The sequence below is a fragment of the Microcoleus sp. M2_D5 genome, assembly GCF_036701935.1.
Taxonomy (GTDB): Bacteria; Cyanobacteriota; Cyanobacteriia; order Cyanobacteriales; family Microcoleaceae; genus Microcoleus.
On record NZ_JAUBRP010000012.1, the window covers coordinates 52853 to 78439 of the forward strand.

The following is a 25587-nucleotide window of genomic DNA, read 5'->3' on the forward strand; positions in this document are numbered from 1 at the left end:
GTCAAAAAGTATTGTTAATTAACTTTAGCAACACTTTTAGTCATCAGCCAGATGACTGATTACTGATGAGCTGCCTGACTCTCGACCAAGGAGAATATAAGTTTTCATTCCCCCTTTGCCTTTAACTTCAATTATTCCTCGCTCCTGAAACAAATATTTATTTTCCAACAATTTATAAGTAGTTTCGCTCACTTGAATCCGCCAAGGCAAACCCTGAGATTCCATGCGGGAAGCAATATTTACCGTGTCGCCCCATAAATCATAAATAAACTTCTTTATACCAATTACTCCGGCAACAACCGGGCCGCTGTGAATGCCGATGCGAATGCTAAAATATTTATTATGGCTAGCATTAAATCTGGCTATTTCTGCTTGCATATCTAGCGCCATTTGGGCGATCGCCTCTGCGTGGTCTGCCCTGGGTTCAGGCAGCCCTCCTACTGCCATGTATGCGTCGCCGATGGTCTTGATTTTCTCTAAACCGTGCCGTTCGCACAAAAGGTCAAATCCTGAGAAAATCTGATTGAGGAGATCCACGAGTTCGATCGGATTCATGACGGCAGACAAAGCCGTAAACCCTACAATGTCAGCGAACAAAACAGTCACTTCCCGAAAGTATTCGGCAATAGTAGTTTCGTTTTGCTTGAGGCGTTCTGCTATTGCCTTGGGCAAGATATTTAACAGCAGCTTTTCTGATTTTTCTTGTTCTTCCCGCAGGGCATCTTCTGCTTGTTTGCGTTCCGTAATGTCGTGGTAACTCCAGACTCTGCCGATAATTGCATCTCCCAGCCGCTGCGGTTCCGAATAGCGTTCAAAAAATCTGCCGTCTTGAAATTCCAACAAGTCGTAACTTTCGGCTTCTGGCTGCTCGTAAAGCGATTCTATTCTCTCTTGAAATGCTTGGGGATCTTTGAGTTGGTTCAGGACAAAGGCGATCGTTGTGGCGTCGTCTCGCAGTGCCATCACTTCGTTAGGTATGCCCCACATTTCCACAAATTCTCGATTGAAAGTGACTATTTTTCCGCTTCTGTCAGTAGCTAAAATACCGTCAGCCGTAGAATCAAAAGTTGCTTGCAGCAGGGACACAGATTTTGCAAGGGCGTCTTCTGCCATCTTGCGAGCAGTAATATCTCGCAAAATAGCGCGAATCGCTACTAGCGAACCTTCCGCAAATTTACAGCTTATGCTGCCTTCCAGCCAAATTCGCTCGTGATTTTTAGTAATAAAGATTCCTTGAATAGAGTCGGGATATAATGTCTTTTCATTGACATTATTTTGGTTAATAGCTTGATACAATATATCCAGAGACTCTTGGGAACTGTTGGGATGAATGATATCAAAAACAGTCATTTGAGCAATTTCTGCTTCGCTGTAGCCCAGAGTTTCCCGCCAAGCCCGATTTACATACAAAAAATGACCGTCGGCTCCAATACTTTGAATTAAGTCACTAGCATTTTCAAATAAATCTCGCAGTTGTTCTTCGCTTTCTCGCAACGCTATTTCCGCTTGCTTGCGCTTGATAAATTGACCGATTTGGCTGCCGATTGTCGCCATTGTCTGGAGCAATTCTTCATCAAAACACTGCACTTCCAGGCTGAAAAAAGTCATCACCCCCAACACAGACCTTGCAGAATTTTCATGGTCGTAGTCCCCCAAAATTGGGAAACCAAAAGCTCCGTGGAGTCCTTCTTCAGCAGCGATTTCGCGGCGCATACAACTGTCGCTTTTTGTGACATCGGCAATCCATTGAGAGGAACCGCTGGCCCAAACGAAACCGGGTAATCCTTCGCCCAAGGCACAAGTCATTTGTTCGGTAAATTCGGCAAATTTGGGAATAGAAACTGAGCGTTTTGTCCAACTGGCTACGCAGCGAAGCAAATTCGGGTCGGAAACCGCAGTTATTCTCTTAGTTTCTGACAGCAGTTTTTCCCCAGATTCAGGCATCCAAAGTTCGGCAGTATCCCATCCCAAGCTGTCACAAATTACGGGGAGAATTGCTGCGATCGCCCTTTTGACTGTTTCGCATTCCGAAAGGATGCGAGTGGAAACATATTGGACTACTTTTCGCTTGCTTGCTCGCTGTTTATCCGTAACATCGCGACCGATATACACGAAATCTTGAAGGGCGGCAGAAGATGCAGAAATCCCTTGAATTTCACTCGGAATAGCCGTACAGGAAAAGGAAACTGTTAGCTTTTCTCCGGTTTTTGCCGTGCAATTTACTTCGGCGTTAGTTTGCGATTGTTGAGGCTCCTCTTGGCTGACTGCTTGCAAAGATTCGCCAACAGCAGCAATAGCGTCTATTTGCTGACCTACTAATTCCGATTCGCTGTAACCGAACAAATCTTGAGCCGCTTGATTGACTTTTTTAATTTTTCCCGCTGCTGTTGTTACCAACAAAACTTCGGCCATTGAAGTAATAATCTTTTCAACATAATTATTAGTAGCGGCTAAGGTACTCAATAAAATATTCATTTCATTGGTAGCTTGGACTAGAGTTTGCTCTAAAGCCATCCTGTCGCTTACGTCTTCAAAAAATACAATTAATCTGGGTTCGTTATCGTCATTGCTGAACTCGACGATATACATATCAAAATAAAGCGGCGAGCCATTTTCTAATACCCGCGTTATCGCTTTTAATTCAAAATTTGGCATCCGCCCTTCAAAAATATCGATTAAAATTTCTTCACTTCCCACCAATTCTGGAAAGGGAATGCGGACATCGTTGCCTGCTGCTACTTCATCGGGACAGTCGGCAAACCGCTGCACTTTGAGAGATGTTTCTTGGATAAAAAAGTCTTTATCCAGTGCTAGGTACTCCAAGTGGGGGGGAACCAACAGTTTTTTTAACAGGGTTTTCATGTGAGATTTTGAGTAGTGAATGCGCCCTCGGTATCTAATATCAATTCTCGCCTCGTTTTGCAACAATGATGAGCGATCGGGAAAGTTTCCTCAACTATTTGTAAGGTGCGTCGCTGCGAGATTGTCGCTTTTTTGAGGAGTTAAGGGTGGCGACGCACCCTACGGCTAATGTTGCATAATTTCTGAGAATTAGTATAATCATCTGAGATTAATCTATTTATCTCTGTTTGTAAAATGGAATTTTGACGATAAAAGTAGTCCCTAACCCTATCTCGCTGGAAAATTCGATTTGACCTCCGTGCAAATCTACACACTGCTTGACTATGGATAAACCCAGTCCTGTACCTAGTATTTTTCCGACATTTTTGGCTCGATAATAAGATTCAAACAGTTGTTCTTGGTCTTCGAGAGGAATGCCCATGCCTGCGTCTTTAATTTTAAATATAGCTTCTTCATTATTCTGACAATTTAATTCAAAATAAATATGACTGCCGATCGGCGAATATTTGACAGCATTTGATAGCAAATTTGTCAAGATGTGCTGCAGCAATTTTGGATCTAGTGCGGGGAACTGTTCCGTTTCCTGCGAGTCATTATCATTTTGTTTCGCGGGCGTAACTAATTCTTGATAAATAAAGTTAATTGTATGATTTTTTCCATAACTAATTTTAATTGATTCTACTAACTCGCTGCAAAATTTTTTTAAGTCAACTGGTGCGGGATAGAATTCGAGTTTTCCTGCTTCGGCGCTGCTGAGCAACCGCACGTCATCTAATAGCTGAGCCATTTGTTGAGATGCTGATTTAACGTGTTGCAGGTATTGTTGTTTTTCCGCGTGGGTGATATCGTCGCCGTAGTCTTGGAGGATTTTAGTAGCAAATAATACTGTACTTAAAGGATTGCCAAATTCGTGAGCAATCATCGAGAAAAAACGAGATTTTACCTGTCTGAGTTCTTGCTCTTTTGCCAAAGAGCGGCGAATTTCTATTTCTTGTTGTTTGCGTTCTGTGATGTCCCTACCTATATAAATGAAATCGTAAAGTCCCTCTAATTCTGTCTGAACTGCCGAACAGGAAAATTCTACCCAAATTTTTTCTCCTGCTTTAGTAGTGCAGACTATTTCTAGTTCTCTACGTAGCTCTTTTTGAGACAAAATATATCGGTGGCGAGCTTGGTAAATTAATGTTTCTTCGACTACTATTATGGACAGGGGGTTGCCGATTAATTCTGCTTCGTTATACCCAAATAACCATTGGGCAGATTGATTGATTTTTTTGATATTTCCTAATGTTGTTGTCACCAACAAAGCATCACCCATCGAACGAATAACTTTATCTATATAATCTTTAGAAGCGGCTAAGGCACTAACCAAAAGATTAGCTTCATTCGCCCTCTGAATCAACGATTGCTTCATGACCATCTTTTCGGTGGTATCTTCAATCAAAATTAGCAATTTACTTGGCACATCTTCTTGTTCTTCTTCATATTTGATAGCCAACATATCAAAGTATAAAGGGCGGTTTGGGTCGGCAAACCGAGCGATACCTTTGACTTCAAAACCGGGCAGCCGTCCCATAATGATGGACATGAGGATATTTTCAATGCCAATCAGTTCGGGAAAACTCAGGCGAGCATCTGCACCGGGTATAGCCTGGCCCGGAATATCAGCATAATGCTGCACTTCGGCGGAGGTTTCCTGAATGATGAAATGGTGATTTACTATAAAATACTGTGTTTGTCGCGGGCCCAACAGCTTTCTTAACAGGAGGTTCATACTTGTTCTACCATTGTGTAAGCTAGTTTGTAGAAGATTTCGTCAACATCTTTGCCTGTTTTAGCAGATGTCGTGTAAACTGCTATTACTTTGTCTTGACATATCGAATGGGATATTTCTACTAGCAGCGCCAATTTTTCCTCGTCAATCAAGTCTACTTTGTTCAAAGCCACAATAATTAAACCTTTAGGATTGACTGAAGAAAAAAGCTGAATGTGTTCGGAGATTCGCTCAACTGTTTCGGAGCGGCTGACATCGGCAACGATTAAAACGCCGCTAGCTCCCTGCAAGTAAGTCGGTGCTATTCCTTTGAATTTTGTATGCCCTTCTAAGTCCCAAATTAGCAACTGTGCAGTCACATTTTCTCGCTGTTTTACGCTTTCTAATTCTAGGCTTTTGCGGGAAATTTTTACTCCCACAGTAGAGAGGTATTCGTCGCTGAATTGCCGATCGACAAAACGGCGGATCAGGCTAGTTTTACCCACCCCGAAATCCCCAATCATGCACATTTTTTTAGATATAGTAACTGACATAATTAGTTGCTGTTTATGGTCTTAGTTATTGGTTCAAATAGCACACATCTGCTTAAAAGTAGCGGTTGATTGGGTTCCAAGCCGGAAGGAGGATGTGGGCTGCCAATCGCGACAAGGCGCTTGGGGTCAGCACCTTGCCGCACTAAAGCCTCTTGCACTGCTGTGGCACGCTGGAGTGACAACCGTTGATTTGCGGCAAGTTCCCCAGTTCGATCGCTGTGCCCAATTATCTTAATATGTTTTTGAGGATATCGATCCATGAAATTTTTGACACGGGCGATGATTTCTTCATATGTAGATTCTAATTTTGTGCTTCCTGGCTGGAAGTAGATGCGGGTTGTAATTTTAAGAGGCTCTAATTTAACAGTGCTGATGACCGACTCAACACCGGGAATTTGCTTCAGGGACTGAGCTATTTTCTGTGCGTCTGCACCGTCTCTAACTGTACCCTCTACTGTAACTTTGCGATCGCGATACCGACTAGAAATAGAAACGCCCGACAAGCGGTTCAAAACAGCGGTAATCCGCTGCAACTCGGCCCCTGCCAAAACGGGATCGGGAGGTACATCTACAGCAACAATTTTATTGTCTAATTTCAGATTGGGTGCAGTTGATGCAGCTATTTTTGCAGCTTTTGCCCGCAATTCTGCATTTGGCAACTTTCCGGTTAATTTGAGAGTGTTGCCCTCAACGTCGGCGTTTAAGCGGTAAACCGCTAATTCTGGGGTCGATGCTAAAGCTAAAGCGGTATTTGCGGCAAGGCGGAGGTCAATGCTGTGGCGGTACTGATAATTTCCCCAAGGTACTAAGATTAAGCTCAGGGCGACTAAACCGATACCCGCTAGGGCGATCGGGGGTTTTGTTGATTTTTCCCTTTGCAGCGGGTCGAATAAACTTTTTATACAGGGGTGCAGCGAATCCGGTATAGTACCGGGGTCGCCGTTAAACTCGTGAATTACTTTAGCATAATTAAGGATGAGATTACTAACTGTTTGCCGCAGTTTGTTGATGAAAGACTGTGGCGGTTCTCCTTTAATCACGACTGCCATGTAGCAATATCCCGCTACTTCGAGCATAATTTTTGAGTCGCCGTATTCAATTTGATTTAGTTCGGAAACTTCTCCGGGCTGCACGATGCACTCGTTAACAAAGCTGCGAATAGCGGTGAGCATTCCTGCTACCATTTCTGATTCTAACTGGTAGCTTTCTGAGTTTTGAAATTCGGAAATTATCAAGCCTGATGCTTTATGAATTAAGAATGCTGCTTGGACGGTAAAGGGTATTGATTCTTTGAGGATTAATTCTGCTTCGGAGACTCCTTGTACTTTGGATCTAATTTTGCGCTGAACTCCTTCAACGCTGAGGGCGTTTGACACTTTTTCATTGATTGTCTTGATAGCTTCTGCCATGTATCGGGAAATAGTATTGCCAATTACGGGATAGAGGGCATCCACCATTGCGTCGCGTTCGAGTTCAATTTGGGCTGTAATCGCTTTGCCCATTTCCGGGGCGAGGGCTTGAGCGATCGACTCTTGGTCAAGGCGAATTTGCTCTTTAATTGCCAGACCAATTTCTGGGGCGATCGCCTTAGCAATATCCGCTGGCGAATTAACTATTTGTTGAGCAAGTGCGTCGGGAAGCAGCTCAGCTATTGCCGCACTCATTGCCGACTTGTTTTCGACAGTTTTTGCCCTAATCACTTCGTCAATAATCGGCACGATCGCCTTAACAACTTCTTCCCTGGAATCGGCGACTTTGCGACTGAGAATTTCTGCGATCCAAGGTAACATCAACTCAATCAACTCTTGGGGATCGTAGATTTGGTGCTCCAATTTTCCTAATTTATCGTCGATTGTTGCCATCAGGTGGCGCACACCCGGCAAATCGTTTTCTGCCAGCAGATTTTTGACTTGCTCGATATCTGATATTTTTGAGCCAAAAATCAGATTTTGCAGCGTTTCCATCGCGCTGTCTGCTTCATTTAAATCCTGTTTAATTTGACCTAATATTTCTGCTGGCTGCGATCTCGTTGTCGGCTGTTCTACCAAGTTTGGCATCGATTGAAGCGAAGAAGCAACCACCGGATCTAAATATGCAGTTGATGGTGGATCTGAGACTTTGGAAAATATGGGATTATGGGAAATTTCCGAGGATTTTGACTCGGAATCGGTTGCGGAAACATCTTGTTGCGGATGGAACCCCTGGGATTTTTGAGCCTCTACGTAATGTAGAGAATCTTTTATTGTCAAGTTAGACAATGCTTCGACAGGCTGTGATTCCTCCTCCAAATCCGGCTGGGCGATCGCGGAAACATCTATAGTTTTAGCTGAGGAATAGTCTTTTTCCAGTTCTGAAGTGTTGAGTTTTTGAGTAGCGAATAGCAAACTTTTGAACTCATCTTTAACATCCCACGAATCGCCAGACTCCGGTTGGTGAGATCCAGTTTCGGGTACACTCGCTGCAACTTCCTCTGGCGCTTGCTCAGAAATACCCAACAAATCCATCAACCCGCCGAGGGCCCCAGCTTGATTATTTTTGTCGCTGCTGTCATCTTCGGGCTCTGCATTTTGCTGGTTGGAGCCTGCAATAATTTTGAGATCGACTAACAGATTCAGCAAGGGTTCTAGCTGGGTTGCTGCATGGGAAGCAGACTCGTCAGGTTGAGAAACAAAACCCTCTAACTCATTTTCGTCAGCCGGATTTTCTTTCGGTAAAGCCATGCGTTATTATCCGTTATGGTGGCGCTCCGGCAACAGAAACTCGGTATTTAACTTATTATCCGCAACGCCTTTAAGTTCGGGGACAAATTCTGTTCCTTTGAGCCTCATGCCGAGTTCAAACAGAATTTCTGCCATGTCGTCTCTAGAAACTTTAACATCTCTGAGCATAGAAAAGCGACGATCGAGTTCTTCAAAAACCTGTGTTTTCAAAGTGCGGGTTTCTTCAGATAGTCGCTCTCTGGTTTGGGAGAGTTCGTCACGCAGCGAACTGGTTTGATTGTCTATAGCCTCGTCGAGGGCTTCCATGCTGCTGGAGAATTTGCGGTTAATGCGATCGACTTGCTGGCGGATGTCTGCGCTTTCTTCTTGGGTGTTTGAGGTGAGCGATTTAACTTTCTTTTCTAGCGAATCAACTGCAGCCCTCATTTCTCCTGAAAGAACTGTTTTTACTTGTTCGATGCGAGTTTGCATATCTTGCTGCATCATCGACAAGTCGGAATCTATTTTATCGAAGCGATTATCGTATTCTCTAAGCTGCGATCCAAAAATTATATCGCGGATCTGGTCGATATTTCCCAGCCGTTCGCGCATTTCTTCTTTAGTTATTTCGGCCATAATACCTGAAATCTCCGGAGATTGTGAGTTTAAGAAATGTGCTAGTGATTTACTACCGTTGTTGGTGGCACTAGCTTTTTTGAGTGGGCGGACTTTTATTGTTTGAACTCTCACCCCTGCGTCGGGGATGGGATTTTTTAGAGTCTTGACTCTAAATATCCTGAGATTCAAATTTTTGAGCCTGGTCTTGTCACCAAAAATGGCTGTTGGCTATCCTTGGCTTGCAGCAAGCTCATAGAAGCGTTGATTTTGCTGCTATAGAGCACAGCGGGGTAGGTTTTAATGTCTAGACTGACATCCTCAATGATATCCCATCTTGACAGTGTCTCATACCAAAGCGCTTGAGTCGCGGCAAAAAGCGGGCAGGCGCGCTCCACGTGCCATTATATATAATATATAACTCAAAAGCTGCACCGATCGATCGCCGATCGGCTCCGAGGGATGTTGCCTTTGACCAGAAAGCACTTATACAGCAGAACTCTGCCCCTGTCTCCCCCTCCAACCCGATCCTCCTCTGATCGCCCTATAAAAATTCATTGGGCCCGATCGACAGCGATCGGACCCAATAATATGAGAGCTTTGTTTTTTTTAACAAACGAGATGTGTTTCCGGTGGAGAACTTTTACTTACTAGGGTTTACAACTTGTGCAGCTTTACTGTTAATCCGCAACTACAACTACGTCTGACTCGACTGCGGTTTGGCTTGACTGCTCGATCGGCAGTTCGCCACTATTCCAAGTTGTGTTCGGTTAATTTCGGCTGCGCCTGGGAATCTAGACCGGAGACACCATGCCTATATCCTCGAACTTTCTTTCTAAATATAGCGACCTCCTTTCTCTTCCTGTCCCGGTGTCTATTATTAAGTTAGCACGAGCTTTCCCAGGAGTAAAGCACTATTTGCAAAACTTGATAGCTCTTTACATTACTAAGTATAATGATATGAATATCCAAATAGATGTAAGTTAGCACTCACGCACTCGCCCACAAAGAAACCGGGTTTTTTCACCGAGATTGAGGATTTACAGCCCGTGTATTTTCGTTGAAAAACCCGGTTTCTGGACACCCGTGCAAAAGTCCTATAAATTCTATTGTTGCTACATCTTTACATACTTAACACTTCTTGTCATGTCTATTTCTCCTAAGTTTCTCAGTGGCAGCCAAATCCGCCAAACATTCCTCGACTTTTATGCTCAGCGGAGACATAAAATCTTGCCGAGTGCTTCTTTGGTGCCCGAAGATCCGACAGTGTTGCTGACGATCGCCGGAATGCTACAATTCAAGCCGATATTTCTCGGACAGCGCGCCGCCGAATCACCGCGCGCCACGACTTCTCAAAAGTGCATCCGCACCAACGACATCGAAAACGTCGGCCGCACCGCCCGCCACCATACGTTTTTTGAAATGTTGGGTAACTTCAGTTTCGGGGATTATTTCAAGAAACAGGCGATCGCCTGGGCGTGGGAACTTTCCACGGAAGTTTTCGGTTTACCAGCGTCCAATTTAGTTGTTAGCGTTTTCCGAGAAGATGACGAAGCTTTTGCGATTTGGCGCGATGAAATTGGCATTCCGGGCGATCGGATTCAGCGCATGGGAGAAGATGACAATTTCTGGCAATCCGGCCCGACTGGCCCCTGCGGCCCGTGTTCGGAGATTTACTATGATTTCCACCCAGAAAGAGGCGACAATATTGACCTCGAAGATGATAGCAGGTTTATCGAATTCTACAACCTGGTTTTCATGCAGTACAATCAAGATGCAGAGGGCAATTTAACACCCTTGCAAAATCAAAATATTGATACTGGCATGGGACTGGAACGGATGGCGCAAATCCTCCAGAAAGTCCCCAACAATTACGAAACAGATTTAATTTTTCCGATCGTTGAATCGGCGGCGGAAATTGCCGGGATTGATTACCACAATAGCGATGAAAAAGTCAAGGTTTCGCTGAAAGTAATTGGCGACCACATTCGGGCTGTGGTGCACATGATTGCGGACGAAATCCGCGCGTCGAATGTTGGTCGGGGTTACATTTTGCGGCGGTTGATTCGCCGGGTGGTGCGCCACGGGCGGCTGATTGGAATTCAGGGCGAATTTACGGTGCGGGTGGCCGAAAGTGCGATCGCGCTTTCGGAAGCTGCTTATCCGAACGTGCGGCAGCGGGAAGCTCAAATTAAGGCGGAATTGGCAAGGGAAGAAGCGCAGTTTCTCAAGACTTTGGAACGCGGAGAGAAGCTGCTGGAGGAAATTGTCGATCGCACAAAACAGCAAGCAAACCAACAAATCAGCGGTCAAGATGCTTTCACTCTTTACGATACCTACGGTTTCCCCTTAGAACTGACTCAAGAAATTGCTGAGGAACAGGGAATTTCTGTGGATTTGGACGGCTTTGAAGCCGCGATGGAGGAACAGCAAACTCGCGCTAAAAATGCTCGCCAAACCATCGATTTAACCGTGCAGGGTTCTTTGGATAAGTTGGCTGAAACAATCCAAGGAACTGAGTTTGTCGGTTATGCTGAATTGTCGAGTTTAGCTGAGGTGGAAGTTATCTTAGTTGACGGCAAATCTGTCGAGGAAGCAGCCGCCGGTACTGAGGTACAAGTTGTTTTGAAGAAAACGCCATTTTATGCAGAATCCGGCGGACAAATTGGGGATAAAGGTTATTTGCAAAGCGGAGATAATGGTGATGGTTTGTTGGTGAGAGTTGATGATGTGAAGAAAGAGTCAGATTTTTTCGTGCATTTCGGCTTGGTGGAACGGGGAACCCTGAAAGTTGGCGACAGTATTACTGCGAAAATTGACAATAGCGGTCGCCGCCGAATTCAGGCAAACCACACAGCAACTCACTTATTACAATCAGCTTTGCGGAAAATTGTAGACGATTCGATTTCGCAAGCTGGTTCGCTGGTATCGACAGAAAGATTGCGGTTTGACTTCAATTCTCCGCGCGCTGTCACAGCAGAAGAGTTGCAGAAAATTGAGGATTTAGTTAATATTTGGATTGCTGAAGCCCACGCTGCAGAAGTTGCAGAAATGCCGATCGCCCAAGCGAGAGAAAAAGGCGCAACTGCGATGTTTGGCGAGAAGTACGGCGACGTGGTGCGGGTTATCGACTTTCCCGGCGTTTCGATGGAATTGTGCGGCGGAACTCACGTCAGCAATACGGCAGAAATCGGGCTGTTTAAGATTGTTTCCGAAGCGGGGGTAGCGGCGGGAACTCGCAGGATTGAAGCGGTTTCCGGTCAAGCTGTTTTAGACTATTTGAACGTGCGGGATAAGGTGGTGCGCGATTTGGGCGATCGATTTAAGGCGAAGCCAGAAGAATTGCCGAACCGGATTACTAATTTGCAGAATGAGTTGAAGGATACTCAGAAACAGTTGGCTGCTGTCAAGTCGGAATTGGCGATCGCGAAATCCGACCAGTTGCTGAGTGCGGCGGAGGATATCGGCGAATTCAAAATCATTGTAGCTCAATTGGGAGATGTGGATGCAGAAGCGCTGAAAACTGCGGCAGAAAGATTGCAGCAAAAGTTAGGAAATGCTGCGGTTATTTTGGCATCAATTCCTGAACCGGATAAGGTAAGTTTGGTGGCAGCTTTTAGTCCAGAACTCAATAAGAAAGGATTGCAAGCTGGCAAGTTCATCGGCAAAATTGCGGAAATTTGCGGCGGAAAAGGCGGCGGGCGGCCGAATTTGGCGCAAGCTGGCGGACGCGATGCAAGTAAGTTGCAAGAAGCCTTGGAAAGTGCTCGCAATTTGTTAGTTGAAGGGTTGGGGTAATTACCGTAGGGGCGGGTTCACCAACCATAATTGCCCATAATCAACAATCTCAAAAACCCGCCCCCACCCAACAAAAATCATCATATACCTAGGCCTCGTAGGGGCGGGTTCACCAACCATAATTGCCCATAATCAACAATCTCAAAAACCCGCCCCCACCCAACCATAAATCACACTGTACATGGTGCTTGTAGGGGCGGGTTCACCAATCATAATCGTCAATAATCAACAATCTCAAAAACCCGCCCCCACCAACGAAAAATACCAACCTACATTTTCCAATGCGATGCAAATTCTAGGTTGATGTGGGTTATGGGTGGTGGGGGGCGGGTTTATCTAGATTGTTGGTATTCCTTAGATATTTTTGGTGGAACCCGCCCCTACAAAATCTGGGTAAAAGTATTGTACAAAAAACTCGGGTTTTTCCCCACAAAAAATGTACAATATCCCAAACATGGGTAGCATCGAAAGGGCGATCGCATTTTATCAAGCAGCTAGTGAAGTTTACACCCGCCCTGCTTTCCCACAACAATGGGCGATGACTCAAAATAATTTGGCAAATGCTTACAAAGATAGAATCAAAGGAGAACGAGGTGAGAATACAATTGCCGCTGCCATAATCCCCGTTCCGGGCGGGCAAATCACCCGCCCCAGAAAAAGATTAGACTTAATATTGAGGAACAGACGGATCTACTTCTTGACTCCAAGCAGTAATCCCGCCCTTAACATTAATCCCCTCAATTCCAGCTTCCTTCAAAATCCCCAAAGCCTTCGCAGAACGCCCGCCCATTTTGCAGTGTGCAATCAAGCGGTGGCCGTTCAACAATTCCTTGACCTTAGCGACACCTGCGCCCTGTTCGATATCCGGCAAAGGCACCAAAACAGACCCAGGAATTTGAGCAATTTGATACTCGTTTGGATTCCGAACATCCAGCAGCAGAAAATCCTTCGCACCGCTGTCGATTAACTGCTTCAGTTCTGTGACAGTCATCTCAGAAACTTGGATTTTGGCTTCGTCTGCTTTCGCTTGAGGAATGCCGCAAAATTCTTCGTAATCGATTAACTTTTCAATTACCGGGCGCACTGGATTCGGGCGCAATTTTAACTGCCGGAACGTCATATCTAAGGCATTGTAAAGCAACAATCTGCCGCTCAAAGTAGTGCCTTGACCCAATATAATCTTGATAGCTTCCGTTGCTTGAATGCAGCCAATTACTCCAGGCAATACGCCTAACACGCCACCTTCTGCACAAGAAGGAACCATCCCAGGAGGCGGGGGTTCCGGGTACAAATCGCGGTAATTCGGGCCGCCTTCGTAGTTGAAAACTGTTGCTTGCCCTTCAAATCGGAAGATAGAACCGTAGACGTTGGGCTTGTTTAAAAGCACGCAAACGTCGTTCATCAAATAGCGAGTCGGGAAGTTATCCGTGCCGTCGATGATGATATCGTAAGGAGTGGCAATGTCGATCGCATTTTCGGAACTAACGCGAGTCTCGTACAAATCAACTTGACAAAAAGGATTAATTTCTAAAATCCGATTTTTAGCCGACTCAATCTTCGGTTTCCCCACCCAAGAAGTGCCGTGAATTACTTGCCGCTGCAAATTGGAATGGTCTACAACATCAAAGTCTACAATCCCAATGCGGCCAACACCGGCTGCCGCTAAATACAGCAGCAGCGGCGAACCGAGTCCTCCCGTACCGATGCAGAGCACGCTGGCAGCTTTGAGACGCTTCTGCCCTTCCAATCCAACTTCTGGGAGGATGAGGTGGCGAGAGTAGCGTTCGTATTCTTGTTTGTTGAGCTGGATCTCGTCCAGATTAGGATTTAGCATGATATTGTGTGTAGCGCAGATTTTGAATTACATCCTATCTGAATCTTTCGCATTTTTACGTGTTTGTTATTTTTACTAATTATTTCTTAATCTCAGTCGGTTCCACTGGGAGAATTTCCTCTGCTTGAAAGTTCCCCTCTCCGTCAAGACTCCAACTGCGGAGGTCTTCCCAACAGCCTTGTCGGACTGACACAATGATGTAAGAGTATTCGGCCCAGGCCAATGTCCGATCGCACTCTGAGGGCACAGCAGGACAATCCGTGTGAGAATGATATATACCGATAATATCCAGAGTGCGATCGCGCCCGTGTTTCATCGCCCGCAACATATCTTCGGGCTTTATAGCATATCTTCGTCTTTCTGTCAATCCTTTTTGTTCGGGCCAATTCTCCTGGGCTTCTGCACTCCAAGCATTCTCAGTCGGCCAAACTTCCACCAAAGTTTTAACACCTGCAGTAACTCGACCGAGCAACAAACCGCAGCATTCTTCAGGATAAGCGCTTTCGGCGTGGGTGCGGATGGATAAAATTTGAGATTCGGAAAGTGCGATCGATGGCATAGGATTTTATTGTAGTTTTTTTTGTAAAGTGCGATTCCCTGCGGGATAGCTACGCTTCACGGGCTGTTTTTTTACGAACCGCGAAGACGCAAAGGACATGAATAAAGACAAGAGAATGGAAGAGAAATAACTCACAAAAGTAACCTAATTAATTACCTGCACTTAGATATCTAAACGTTAGATTTTTCCAAGATTTCTCACCCTTCTTCTCTGCGCCCTCTGCGCCCTCTGCGGTTCATAAAAAAGTTAATGTAGGGTGCGCCATTGGCGCGCACCTTACCCCTTAGTTTCTGTAGCTATACAGCCCGCAATTGCAATCAAGCGGGAGTTTGCTGCAACTCAGGGCGTTCATCGGGGACGATCGCACCTTCGACAGGACACACCTGCAAACAAATACCGCAGTCAATACAGGTATCAAAATCAATCCAAAACCAATCAGTACCCTTGACATTTTTGCCCGGGCCGGGGTGAATGCAAGCAACCGGACAAGCGCCGACGCAATCAGCAATTCCCTCGCAAATATTCGTAACAATAGTGTGTGCCATAGTGTTCTCTCAAAAGATTTTAGGTAGATAGGGAATTAGCAATTAGCAATTGGCAAAACCTTCTCTAAATCAGCAGGATACATAATATCATATCGGGTGATTCTTAACCAATTACCAACTACCAATTACCAATTACCAATTAGCCTAATTTACCGTTTCAATTGTTGGCAATCCTTCGGCATTTACCCAAGCAATTTGAGCAATTCGCCGATCGCGCGCGTATTCCCGCGCCGCCTCATCTGTCTCCCGACTCTCCAAATCTATTTCCACCCGAACTAGGTGAGTAGAGTCTCGGAGTTTGCGAGCGTAAGCAAACGCGGCGGCACTAGCTTCAGGAGTTTGAGGCACAACCAACCAGTCGCTAGCGGGCGTCTGGCTGGGCAATTGCCCCTCTGTCAGCAAAACTTGGTGCAAATCTTCAATATTCAGACAAAACCCGATGCCGGGGGAATTTTGCCCTTGGGGATCGAACAGTCCTAAAAGTTGGTCGTAGCGTCCCCCTTGTCCTAAAACTCGCTGTCCTGTCTTGCTGCTGCTGACAACTTCAAACACAATGCCAGTGTAGTAGTCAAATGTTTGAATTAAACTCAAATCGAGGTGAATGTGAGATTTGAGATTGGGGATTTTTGACTGGCATTGGTGGAGCAATTCGATCGCAGATTTGAGATTGTTTAACGCGGCTTGCTGCGGCAAATCTAAATCCAGCTTAGCAACAATTGGCAACACCTCTTCTGGGCGGCCGCGCAAGTCAAATAACAGCAGTGCTCTTTCTCGCAATTCGGTTGACAGCGGCAAAGTTTCCAAGGCAATTCGATCGAGATTGGCGATCGCCCCCCGAACTTTTTGGCGCACATTTGGCGGAAACGGTTCCAGCAATCTTGCAGTCAAGCCCGCTTCTCCCAAAACCAAATGCCAGTCATCAATTTCCAAACTCTGCAAGCACTCAGACAGCAGCAGCAGCACTTCCGCATCCGCAACCGTCCCCCCCGCGCCCAGCAGTTCTACCCCAGCTTGATAGAACTCTTGTTGCCCGCCTGAGCCAGTATCTGGGCCTTTGCGGAACACGTTAGCGTTGTAGTAGAGGCGAAACGGCTGCCAGCGAGTCCCGGCCATCCGCATCGCAGCCGCGCGCGCGATCGAAGCTGTCAATTCCGGCCGCAAACCGAGTTCTCCATCCTCGGCGTCTTGCAGTTGAATTAAGGTCGATCGGTCGATCGCGCCCCCAGCCATCAAAGTCTCCAGCCTTTCTAGAGTAGAGGTAATAATCCGGTGATAGCCCCAGCGGTGAAAAACCTGCTGCAAGCGCCGTTCGATCGAAATTTTTTGAGCAACGTCAAGGGGCAATAAATCTCTTGCACCCGATGGGGGTTGGTGAACCATATCAATTTTAGATTTTAGGCTTTAGATTTTAGATTGGGCCCAGAAGCTTAGCTTTAGGGGACGGTGTTAAAGTCGAACCAGGCAAGCTTAACATTCGACTTTAACAAATTAAGGTGTCATATCAATTTTTGATTTTCGATTTTCGATTTTCGATTGGGCTTAGAAGCTTAGCTTTAGGGAACGCTGTTAAAGTCGAAGAAGGCAAGCTTAACCTTTGATTTTAACAAATTAAGGTGTCATATCAATTTTAGATTTTAGATTTTAGATTTTCGATTTTAGATTTTAGATTTTCGATTGGGGTTAGAAGCTTAGCTTTAGGGAACGCTTTTACAGTCTAACGAGGCAAGCTTAACATTCGACTTTAACAAATTAAGGTGTCCTATCAATTTTGTTTGCATCGGAATTATCATTTTCCCCCTCAGTGCGATCGTCCCCTTCTTCCTGGAGCATCCGATCTCGCGGGACGATCGCACTGACGGTATAATTCCGATGTCACCGGATTTGATCTCACCAAGTCTTGATTTTTTTGATCTAGCTCACTCCACTGCTGTACAGTTGACCATTTTCTCAATATTCAAGACTCGCGACTCACCACTTCTCACTTCTTCTTCCCGCCAAACAAACTTGCAAAAAATCCCGGTTTATCGTCACTTTTTTTTGCCTTGGCGGAAACTTGTTCCAGCTTTTTCTTAACCTCCAAAGCCGTCGGTTCTTCAGGATTTGATGCCAAAGCTTTGTTCATCTCAATTTTGGCCATTGTGGCTTGATTTTGTTCCAGGTAACACATTGCTAACAAAGCGTGGGACTGGCTGTGTTTCGGATCGACTTTCACGGCTTCTTTCAACTCTAAAATTGCTTTGGCGTAACTTTTGCTGTTCATGAATCCTTGAGCTCGGCGGCAATAGGGTTCGGCCGGCGAGTTTTGGACTTTGGGCGGAGTTGGGGTTATAGTTGGGCTTATAGTTGGGGTTGGAGTTGGGGTTGCATCTTTTATTGGGGTTGCATCTTTTATGGGTGAAGCGGGTGCAACCCCAACTCCACCAAGGCGCTCTTTTCGCAGCAGGTAAACCATGTTAAGTTCGCTAATTTGATCGATCGCCTCTTGCGTTTCCTTAACTGATTCGTACTGCTTGAGAGCTAGTTTGCTAACTGCTGTTTTGTAAGCTTCTTCCCAATCTTTAGCGGTAGCTAACTGTTTGGCTGCTTCGCTTTCAATTTGCATTTTCGCCTGTTCTTTAACAACGCGCTTGGCGATGGCTGCTAATAGCAGGCTGTATTCTTTGCGATCGCTTTCCTTGGAAAATTTGTTGTAAGCCGGATTGACTACTTTTGACAAAAATTGGTTAGCCCAATCTTTATCAGCTTGGCTTTCAAAAGAGCAAGTATCCGAATGCAACCGGCGGGCGATTTTCATGTAGCGCTTGCGGATGTCGTTAAACTCGGCGTCTAAGGGAACTCCCAAAATTGCGTGCTGATCTGTAAAGTCATACTTGAACAGCCCTTTTGTCATTTCAAAAGACATAACTTTTACTCTTCCTTTCCTGGCTTTTCACTATTCTTTAATGTAGCTTGAGTCAAGGGGTTGTGACCCCCGTACTACCCCCGATCTATTGCTGGGATGCGCTACTTCCAGGAAGATAAGGGAGGAACCGCTAGCAGTGCGCCGCTGAGTTCGGCGTGTATTTTGCCGTTCGTGGCCAAAATCCGACCCGAGTTCATCTCAAAGGCACTGCCGTCATAAGCTGTAATTTGACCTCCGGCTTCGGAGACGATGAGTACACCGGCGGCTACGTCCCAAGGGGAGAGTCCCCGTTCCCAGTATCCGTCCGATCGCCCCATCGCCAGGTGCGCGAGGTCTAGGGATGCGGAACCGCTGCGCCGCACGCCTTGGGTGAGGTGGGTGAGGTGACAGAATTCGGCATAATTATTGTCTGCTGTTTCGCGCCGATCGTATGCAAAGCCAGTGACTAGCAAGCTGGTTCTCAATTCTGAGATTTGGGAAACTTGGATGGGCGAACGGTTGCAGGTTGCTCCCAATCCTTTGCCTGCCCGAAACAATTCATTATGAAAAGGGTCGTAAATTACTCCAATTTGTGGTATGCCGTCGATTAAAAGTCCGATCGACACGGCCCAAAAAGGATATTGGTGAGCATAATTGGTTGTGCCGTCCAAAGGGTCGATCGCCCACAGGTATTTGCTGCTAGCATCTCCTAATTTGCCGGATTCTTCGGCGAGGATGCCGTGGTGGGGTACGTGGCGGCCGAGAATTTCTAAGATGACGGCTTCTGAGGCTTTGTCGGCTTCTGTGACTAAATCGCCAGATCGGCCTTTTTCTTGAATTTTTTCTAATTTTCCGCAGAAAGATTTCAGGACGGAACCGGCGGCTAGGGCTGCTTCGGTGGCTATTTCTAAGAAGTTTTGCAGTTGATTGTCTGTCATTTGTCAGTTGTCAGTTGTCAGTTGTCAGTTGTCAGTTGTCAGTTGTCAGTTGTCAGTTGTCAACAATTCCCAACTGACAATTCCCGCATTCACGATACCCGCCACGCGATCGATCCGTCCAGAAATAAAAACCTGTACCCGATGAAACTTGCCGAACGTATTTATCGGTGGGGTCAATGCTTCAATTCTTTAATCTAAAATCTAAAATCTAAAATCGATTGACTATTTCCCATTTTGCTGGCGGAATTCTGCGGGAGTTTGGCGCAAAGCTCGTTCTGGATTCCACAGGCCTTTACCCATGAGTCTCGCCCATTCTTGAGCGTTGATGAGTCGCTGCTGGTATTTGGTGTTGGGCGATCGCACTGAGGCCAGGGCATAACCTTCTTTGATTAGCTGTTCGTTGAGCAAATTTTTATCTTGCCACAAATAGGCTAGTTTGCGATCGAACTGGTCTTTCTGTTCGATGTCTGATTCTAACAATACCTGTTTTCCCCCAGTTAGCTGTTCTAGTCTTTGTTTGGCTGCTTCTCCCCAAGGCTGCTGTTTTAAATCCGGCGCATCAATACCAATCAGCCTGATTTGTTCTAATAAGGCTATTTTGTCCGCTGTACTGATAACTTCGATTGTTTGCCCGCTGATAGCCCTTTCTACTTTGGCGATCGTACCTTGGGGCATTTCTGGTTTTTGGCAGCTAGCTAGCAACAGACAAAGGGCGATCGCAAATAACCGATAGAGCATGGATAATTGGTAGTTGATAATTTATCAAATTGCCTCACTCTTCATCCAACGGCAAACCGGCTTTAACTTTACCTTTGCCGAAGTAGCGGCCGAATTGCAGTTCGTACACTTCGTCTTCGTCTTGCGTCTCTACCTCGATGTTGGAACGGGGATAGCTGACGCACAGCAGGGCATAACCTTCTTTTTGCAGTTCCACAGAAAGCCCCATTGCTTCTGGCTGGTACAGTTGCCCCGACTTGACGCGCACCGCACAGGCGGTACAAGCGCCGTTGCGGCAGGAAAAGGGCAATTCTACTCCTTGGTTTTCGGCGCTTTGCAGGATGTAGCGGTCTTCTGGTACTCGCACGGTGTGGCGATCGCCTGTCTGTCTGTTATGAATTTTAATTGTGTAAGAGTCAGTCATGGAATTTTAGATTTTAGATTTTAGATTTTAGATTGGGGTTTGGCGGGCAAACTCCTTTAGATGAAGGGGTCTGCGACACAGGGAGCAGAATTCAAGCCCCCTCGTTTGACACCCTACCCACATTAAACAGTAAATTTATGCCGTTACCCCTTCCCAAATCAGATTTGTTCTGTTAATATAGTTTAGCTGTGGCTGAATGAATTAATTTAGCCTTGGAGAGGTGGCCGAGCGGTTGAAGGCGCACGCCTGGAAAGTGTGTTTAGGGCAACTTAACGAGGGTTCGAATCCCTCCCTCTCCGTTAAACAAGCTGTTTAGGCAAAAAAAACAGCTTGCAACCAAAATCTCTGATATGAGATAAATACTTTGATTATTAGCGAGATCCCTTGAATTCTTTTAGAAAAATCAAGGGATCTCGCTTTTCTAGGGTCAGATGCCTCTGGCATGGGCATCGGGCATCGGGCATGGGTAATAGTTAGTGGTTACTGGTTAGTAGTTTTTCTAATCACAAATAACCAATCCCCTATTCCCAATGCCCAATTTCCAAATTAAATGAACAAGCTAGGTGAGATTTTAAAATAATCGCCTAGTGCCTTAGCTTGTGCCTTGCTAATCGCTCTTTTCCCATTGACAACCTCAGACACCACACCGCTCGATCCAATGATACCTACCAAGTCCGCTTGACGGGTGCCACTGGATTCCATGATGTGTTGCAAAATCTCATGAGGCTCCGATTTGTCCATCGGATAATTTTCTCTCTCGTAAACTTCAATCAGCGTGACTAACAACTTGTATAAAGCTCTCTCCTCTGGAGTGAGGTTTTTAGCGAACGTTAGCCGTTCTGCCACTGCCAGGAGGCGATCGTATTCCTCTTCGGTTTCGATCGCCATAGGAGCGATTTCTGCAAGCAAGTTGCTATAAGTGGCTCGCTCAAAAGTAAGGATCATTTTTCCATTTGTCTTTGTCGTATTCAGCGTGGGTTAGGAAATATTTGTAGTAAATAGTTTGGTTCTCGTAGTTGATGCCGACAATCAGGCGATATTCGTTGCCTTTGATATTAAAGACTGTCAAGTCTCCTACTGCTTCGGCATCCCGGTAAATATTGCGAACCTCCTCCAGATTCTGCCATTCTGCTTGCTTTACAGTTGCGTTCCAGCTATCAATTTGATTTTTGACATCGGGATACTGGGCAGCATCTTTACGGAGGTTGCGGAGCGAAATTAAGTGCATCGGTTTTTCTGTTATTTTTTATTGTGTTTTGCATAGTGATTGCTAATTGTTGACAGTTTGGCGTTGCTGATTCGCGGTATGAATCAACTTTTCCCTTGAAGTTACAAAACTCACCCTCAAGCGGGCTTATAGCAATTGGGAAATCTTGAATTCATACGGTGAATCAGCAACGCCGACAGTTTTGCTTGCATACTATGCTTATACTCTCATTTTGAGAGGAAAACGTCAAGGCCCGATCGAGTAAAAATTCTTTAACGCACTCCAAGTGGGTTTTCTCTGTGTAGGCGCGGTGGGAAACCGCAGGCTTTATCTTTAATCCCACTCTTCCTCCCCCGACTCGATCCTCATCCTGTAAAAAAAGCTTCTAGCAGCGTGGTTCGGGCGAGATCCTCGCAAATCAGAGTCAGCGTTTTAGCAGAGGCTCTACGCACCACAGGGTTGGGGTGATGTGCTAGAGCTTCCAGCAAAAAAGGAGTTGCAGGTTTGCCAATTGAGCCGAGAGTTTCGGCTCAACTCAGCCTCACCATTCCCTGCGAATCTCCCATACATTCGACCATCTTTTTGAGCAGTTCGCTGTCGTTGGGATTCAAATTTTCGACGGCCATTTGCTCCCTCACCGTTTGCAGCAAAGCGTCGCTTTCTGCTGGCTCAATTGCTGTTTGAATATCAGTCAGGGAATTTTAGATTTTAAATTTTAGATTTTAGATTGAGCTAATGTATATCGAACTTAGCATCAGCGAGATTTGCCCCTCTGAAAGAAGTACCCTCAGCATTTCCAATCTCTCGAACAATAGCCGAGAAAGACACAAACGCAAACCAAAGATACAGCAGCGACAGCAAACCGAAACACATACCCCAAAACAGTTTGTGAGTGCTCAGAAAAGCGCTCGCCGTTGCACTGAACAAAAAAGCCCCTGCGTAAGTCGCCACACTTCCAGCCGATGCGATCGCCACCTGTGCAAATTGGCCGCGAATCCGGGAATTCACCACAAACATTAACACCCCGCCGATCGACATTCCAGCAATAGCAGCCTGGGAATTATTATTAGTTGCAGTGCCAGCATAGAAAAATCCCAACAAAGCTCCTGATAGAATAGCAGAAATTGTTCGTGCCAATCTACCCGCTTTTGAGGTTTTTGGCTGTTTGCTGGCGATCGCCGAAGCGAAGCCAGCAGCGCTCAAAACCCCGTACAGCAACAGAACAAAAGGCCAACTGCCGGAGCCCGGTATTTGTCCTTGAGATCCCAAAATCAGTCGAGTCAGAACATCGCCCACAACCAAACAAATCGCGATCGCCCCAGCACTCAAAACAGCTATCTGTCGCCGAGAAAGCCCGATTTTCGCACCTATAAAATTCGCACCCGCTAACTGAGCATTTCTAAAATTGCACCCTCGAACATCCGCACCGCTGAAATCAGCACCGTTAAGAACTTGTCCTTGGAACGATCGATTTCGTAAAATTTGATTGCTAAAATTATTGGAACCCGAATACTTCATATTAGTACAGGATGCTTGAAAATATATAAATACAGCACTTTCCAGGTAAGTGAAGTACAGAGAAACCGGGTTTCTTGAATAAAACCGGTTTCTGGCGAGAAATCCAGAACAAACCCGGTTTCTGGGGTGTACTTTATAAACCTGGAATCCGCTGTATGTCAGTTTTCCCCTCCCCGAACTCAAATCTAAAATGGTATGAATTATCGACCCACGATCAAACAAATTTGGCAGATTCTCGGTCTCGGAATATTGCTCGCACCAATACTACTCTACAACATTCCCTACTTTTTGCGTCCCCAACAAACAAACGAAGCCCGATCGCTCTTTCAGGGAATAGCCTACCGCAGGGAATTTCGGACTAATCCGCGTCCCACCCTAATTCACATTGTTAGCATCGACCTAAAAGCGCCGGGAATAGGAATTTTTGTCACTCCCGGAAACCCAACACCCGATTTAACAGAAACCAATGCCCGCACGGCTACTGAATTCCTGAAAGAATTTAAATTGCAATTAGCAGTCAACGGCAACTTTTTTTATCCCTGCATCGAGGAAGCACCCTGGGATTACTATCCCCGCAGTGGCGATCGAGTAAATAATGTCGGACAGGCTATTGCCAAAAGCCAAGCTTATTCTCAACCCAATCCAGACTTTCCCGCCCTTTGTTTTGATGCCAAAAACCGCGCTCAAATAATCGAAAACGGCACTTGTCCTGCGGGAACAGCCTATGCCGTTGCCGGAGATACTTTGCTGGTAAAAAATGGCCAGCCCGTAGCACAAAGTCAGGAAGAACGCAAGCAGGATAAACCCTATCCCCGTGCAGTCGCGGCGATCGACAAAACAGGCGACAAGTTGTGGTTAATTCTGGCAGACGGCAAGCAGAGGCTTTACAGTGAAGGGCTGAAATTGAGCGAAATAACTGATATTTCGATGCAGTTGGGAGCTGAGACAGTGCTAAATTTAGATGGCGGCGGGTCGGTAACTTTTGCAGTAGCATCGCCGTCAGGAGCGAAACTGTTGAATGCTCCCATTCAGAATAAAATTCCCATGCAGGAACGTCCAATTTCCAATCATTTGGGATTTTATGCGCGGGAGAATTAGGAGTGTAAATTGCGCTTTTATCTCCGATAATTGAGGTGAAAAGTGATTGTATTGTCCCCGGTAGCCAAGCCGCTGATTGTAAATAATCATTTGAATCTGCCCAAAATCCCGAAATAATTGCTAAAATTGTAAAGAAACGTAACAAAAATTTATAATTGGCTTATGGAAATTAGCGAAATCCAAGCAGCGCTGGAAAGTTCGGATTCTCAAGAGAGGCTGCGGGGGGTAACGGCTCTGAGAAAGTGCGATTCTGCGGTGGCGCTGCCGATGTTGCTGAGCAAAGTGGACGATCGGGAGTTTATCGTGCGATCGTGTGTGGCGATGGGATTGCGGCAGATTCAAACTGCGGAAGCTTTTGCGGCGCTGTTAAAAATGATGCAGTTCGATCGCGATCCGAACGTGCGCGCCGAAGCCGCTAACTCTTTGTCAAGGTTCGGAACCGAGGCAATTTCTCATTTAGTCGAAGCTTTTCGCCGCGATGACAATTGGCTCGTCCGCCGCAGCATCATGGCTCCGCTGTATGAAATGCAGTGTCCTGATGCAGTATTTGAAATTTGTGCGATCGCTCTTGGCGGCGAAGATTTACCAGTTCAGGAAGCAGCAATTGACGGATTGGGCCTGCTGGCAAATACCCCGAAGCAAGAACAGGCATTGCAGCAATTATTACCTCTAGTAAGTTCGGATAACTGGGGAATTCGGCTGCGAGTTGCTCGCGCGCTGAGCAAATTTGACAATCCTCAAGCTCGCGCTGCTGTGAGCTATTTGGCAAAAGATCGAGATCATCGGGTTGCAGGTGCGACTTTGGAAGCTTCGCTTTAAAACAAGGGCTTACAACCTCAACTGCGCTATCTGCGGTATCGTGCCGAAAAAAAATCGGGCGAGGGAATGTTTAAGCGGTTCTACGGCGAGAAATGGGTCGAAGAGTATATTCAAGGATTTTTGTTAAATTGGGAACAGAAGCTGGCACAATTGGTAAGTAACAAGAATTAATTTTAATACAAGCTTCAGCCACTATACTAATAAGTGTAGGTTGGCATGAGGAAAATGCCAATGGTCAAAAAAAATCGCAATGTAGTTAGTTCCAATTCAGACAGCAAAGTCAAAGTCGGACTTTCGCTGACTTCTTCTAGTGCCGATCGATTAAACACGATCGCTCGCAAGCTCGGAATATCAAGGTCGGAACTCCTAGAACGCTTGGCACAAGGCGCTCTGGATATTTCTAAGGACAAGACGGAAGTTACTGTCACTTGGAAAAAAGGTGAAGAAACTGAGGTAGAGGCAGCCCACTTGCAAGGGGAAACAGCCGAAGAAAGCGAAGTTAATGACGCTGTAACGGCAGAAACTCTATCGGACTCGGTGAGTGTAAAGCCAAATCCGCTGCCAGAAAGTTACGAAAGTTTACAGCAGCAGTTGAGTGAACGCGAAAGTTCGATCGCATCTTTACAGCAGCAACTGGCTACCGAAAAGCAAAATCTCGAAAGCCAATTAGCCGAAACAGTAGCGAAGTCAAGTTACGAAAGTTTACAGCAGCAGTTGAGTGAACGCGAAAGTTCGATCGCATCTTTACAGCAGCAACTGGCTACCG

At 45.9% G+C, this 25587-nt stretch carries 22 protein-coding genes, 1 tRNA gene and 1 pseudogene; 6 read left to right on the plus strand and 18 right to left on the minus strand.

The features are described 5' to 3' along the window. Positions 1–36: 36 nt before the first annotated feature. The 5 genes from QUA50_RS07550 to QUA50_RS07570 form a co-directional block, all read right to left on the minus strand. A complete protein-coding gene (locus QUA50_RS07550; protein WP_333262363.1) occupies positions 37–2862 on the minus strand; it encodes an adenylate/guanylate cyclase domain-containing protein in 2826 nt (941 codons plus the stop codon). A gap of 217 nt (positions 2863–3079) precedes the next feature. Further along, complete coding sequence (locus QUA50_RS07555; protein WP_333262366.1) at positions 3080–4636, minus strand: PAS domain-containing sensor histidine kinase; 1557 nt, start codon at positions 4634–4636, stop codon at positions 3080–3082. Beyond that, positions 4633–5169: a Rab family GTPase gene (locus QUA50_RS07560; RefSeq protein ID WP_333262369.1), complete on the minus strand. Its 537-nt coding sequence runs from the start codon at positions 5167–5169 to the stop codon at positions 4633–4635. Before QUA50_RS07560 ends, QUA50_RS07555 begins: the two co-directional genes overlap by 4 nt. A 2-nt stretch (positions 5170–5171) precedes the next feature. After that, positions 5172–7889, minus strand: a complete 2718-nt coding sequence (locus QUA50_RS07565) for an OmpA family protein (RefSeq protein WP_333262371.1) — start codon at positions 7887–7889, stop codon at positions 5172–5174. Between the two features lie 6 nt (positions 7890–7895). Continuing rightward, on the minus strand, positions 7896–8504 hold the full coding sequence (locus QUA50_RS07570) for a hypothetical protein (protein WP_333262374.1): 609 nt from the start codon (positions 8502–8504) through the stop codon (positions 7896–7898). A 1125-nt stretch (positions 8505–9629) separates the two neighbouring features. Here QUA50_RS07570 and alaS point away from each other — a divergent pair. Then, positions 9630–12281, plus strand: coding sequence for an alanine--tRNA ligase (gene alaS / locus QUA50_RS07575; RefSeq protein ID WP_333262376.1), 2652 nt, complete (start codon positions 9630–9632; stop codon positions 12279–12281). A 667-nt stretch (positions 12282–12948) separates the two neighbouring features. Here alaS and moeB read toward each other — a convergent pair. From moeB to QUA50_RS07620, 9 genes are all read right to left on the minus strand, one after another. Beyond that, positions 12949–14115, minus strand: a complete 1167-nt coding sequence (gene moeB, locus QUA50_RS07580) for a molybdopterin-synthase adenylyltransferase MoeB (protein WP_333262379.1) — start codon at positions 14113–14115, stop codon at positions 12949–12951. A 79-nt stretch (positions 14116–14194) separates the two neighbouring features. Next, positions 14195–14674: a M67 family metallopeptidase gene (locus QUA50_RS07585; RefSeq protein ID WP_333262382.1), complete on the minus strand. Its 480-nt coding sequence runs from the start codon at positions 14672–14674 to the stop codon at positions 14195–14197. A 317-nt stretch (positions 14675–14991) separates the two neighbouring features. Next, entirely contained in the window at positions 14992–15219 is a 228-nt protein-coding gene (locus QUA50_RS07590) for a ferredoxin family protein (protein ID WP_333070789.1), read from the minus strand. Positions 15220–15363: 144 nt separating this feature from the next. Further along, positions 15364–16599 (minus strand): ATP phosphoribosyltransferase regulatory subunit, encoded by a 1236-nt coding sequence (locus QUA50_RS07595; protein WP_333262385.1) that lies wholly within the window; start codon positions 16597–16599, stop codon positions 15364–15366. 598 nt (positions 16600–17197) lie between these two features. Next, on the minus strand, positions 17198–18121 hold the full coding sequence (locus QUA50_RS07600; RefSeq protein ID WP_333262388.1) for a tetratricopeptide repeat protein: 924 nt from the start codon (positions 18119–18121) through the stop codon (positions 17198–17200). A 101-nt stretch (positions 18122–18222) separates the two neighbouring features. Continuing rightward, a complete protein-coding gene (locus QUA50_RS07605) occupies positions 18223–19038 on the minus strand; it encodes an inositol monophosphatase family protein (RefSeq protein ID WP_333262391.1) in 816 nt (271 codons plus the stop codon). Between the two features lie 45 nt (positions 19039–19083). Next, positions 19084–19215: a hypothetical protein gene (locus QUA50_RS07610; protein ID WP_333262394.1), complete on the minus strand. Its 132-nt coding sequence runs from the start codon at positions 19213–19215 to the stop codon at positions 19084–19086. A gap of 45 nt (positions 19216–19260) precedes the next feature. Next, on the minus strand, positions 19261–19776 hold the full coding sequence (locus QUA50_RS07615; RefSeq protein ID WP_333262397.1) for a thermonuclease family protein: 516 nt from the start codon (positions 19774–19776) through the stop codon (positions 19261–19263). Between the two features lie 34 nt (positions 19777–19810). Further along, positions 19811–20179, minus strand: coding sequence for a 2Fe-2S iron-sulfur cluster-binding protein (locus QUA50_RS07620; protein WP_333262400.1), 369 nt, complete (start codon positions 20177–20179; stop codon positions 19811–19813). A gap of 214 nt (positions 20180–20393) precedes the next feature. Between QUA50_RS07620 and QUA50_RS07625 the strand changes: the two genes are divergently transcribed. Continuing rightward, positions 20394–20478 (plus strand) — tRNA-Ser (locus QUA50_RS07625). A gap of 247 nt (positions 20479–20725) precedes the next feature. Here the strand turns inward: QUA50_RS07625 and QUA50_RS07630 are convergent. The 4 genes and pseudogenes from QUA50_RS07630 to QUA50_RS07640 form a co-directional block, all read right to left on the minus strand. Further along, the gene (locus QUA50_RS07630; protein WP_333262403.1) at positions 20726–21124 is read right to left on the minus strand and encodes a transcriptional regulator; all 399 of its coding nucleotides are present in this window, start codon (positions 21122–21124) and stop codon (positions 20726–20728) included. After that, positions 21108–21407 (minus strand): type II toxin-antitoxin system HigB family toxin, encoded by a 300-nt coding sequence (locus tag QUA50_RS07635; RefSeq protein ID WP_333262405.1) that lies wholly within the window; start codon positions 21405–21407, stop codon positions 21108–21110. The genes QUA50_RS07630 and QUA50_RS07635 overlap by 17 nt, the downstream gene beginning before the upstream one ends. Before the next feature lie 344 nt (positions 21408–21751). Further along, a pseudogene (locus QUA50_RS29230) lies at positions 21752–21904 on the minus strand (HEAT repeat domain-containing protein); the annotation flags it as partial. A gap of 214 nt (positions 21905–22118) precedes the next feature. After that, on the minus strand, positions 22119–22904 hold the full coding sequence (locus QUA50_RS07640) for a pentapeptide repeat-containing protein (RefSeq protein ID WP_333262407.1): 786 nt from the start codon (positions 22902–22904) through the stop codon (positions 22119–22121). Positions 22905–23099: 195 nt separating this feature from the next. Between QUA50_RS07640 and QUA50_RS07645 the strand changes: the two genes are divergently transcribed. The 4 genes from QUA50_RS07645 to QUA50_RS07660 form a co-directional block, all read left to right on the plus strand. Further along, positions 23100–24002 carry a phosphodiester glycosidase family protein gene (locus QUA50_RS07645; protein WP_333262409.1) on the plus strand — a complete coding sequence of 301 codons (903 nt, stop codon included), beginning with the start codon at positions 23100–23102 and terminating at the stop codon, positions 24000–24002. Positions 24003–24164: 162 nt separating this feature from the next. Beyond that, complete coding sequence (locus QUA50_RS07650; RefSeq protein WP_333262412.1) at positions 24165–24821, plus strand: HEAT repeat domain-containing protein; 657 nt, start codon at positions 24165–24167, stop codon at positions 24819–24821. 21 nt (positions 24822–24842) lie between these two features. Then, positions 24843–24992 (plus strand): hypothetical protein, encoded by a 150-nt coding sequence (locus QUA50_RS07655; RefSeq protein ID WP_333262457.1) that lies wholly within the window; start codon positions 24843–24845, stop codon positions 24990–24992. 60 nt (positions 24993–25052) lie between these two features. After that, positions 25053–25587, plus strand: a 535-nt coding sequence (locus QUA50_RS07660) for a ribbon-helix-helix protein, CopG family (protein WP_333262415.1), incomplete at its 3' end; no start/stop codon positions are given.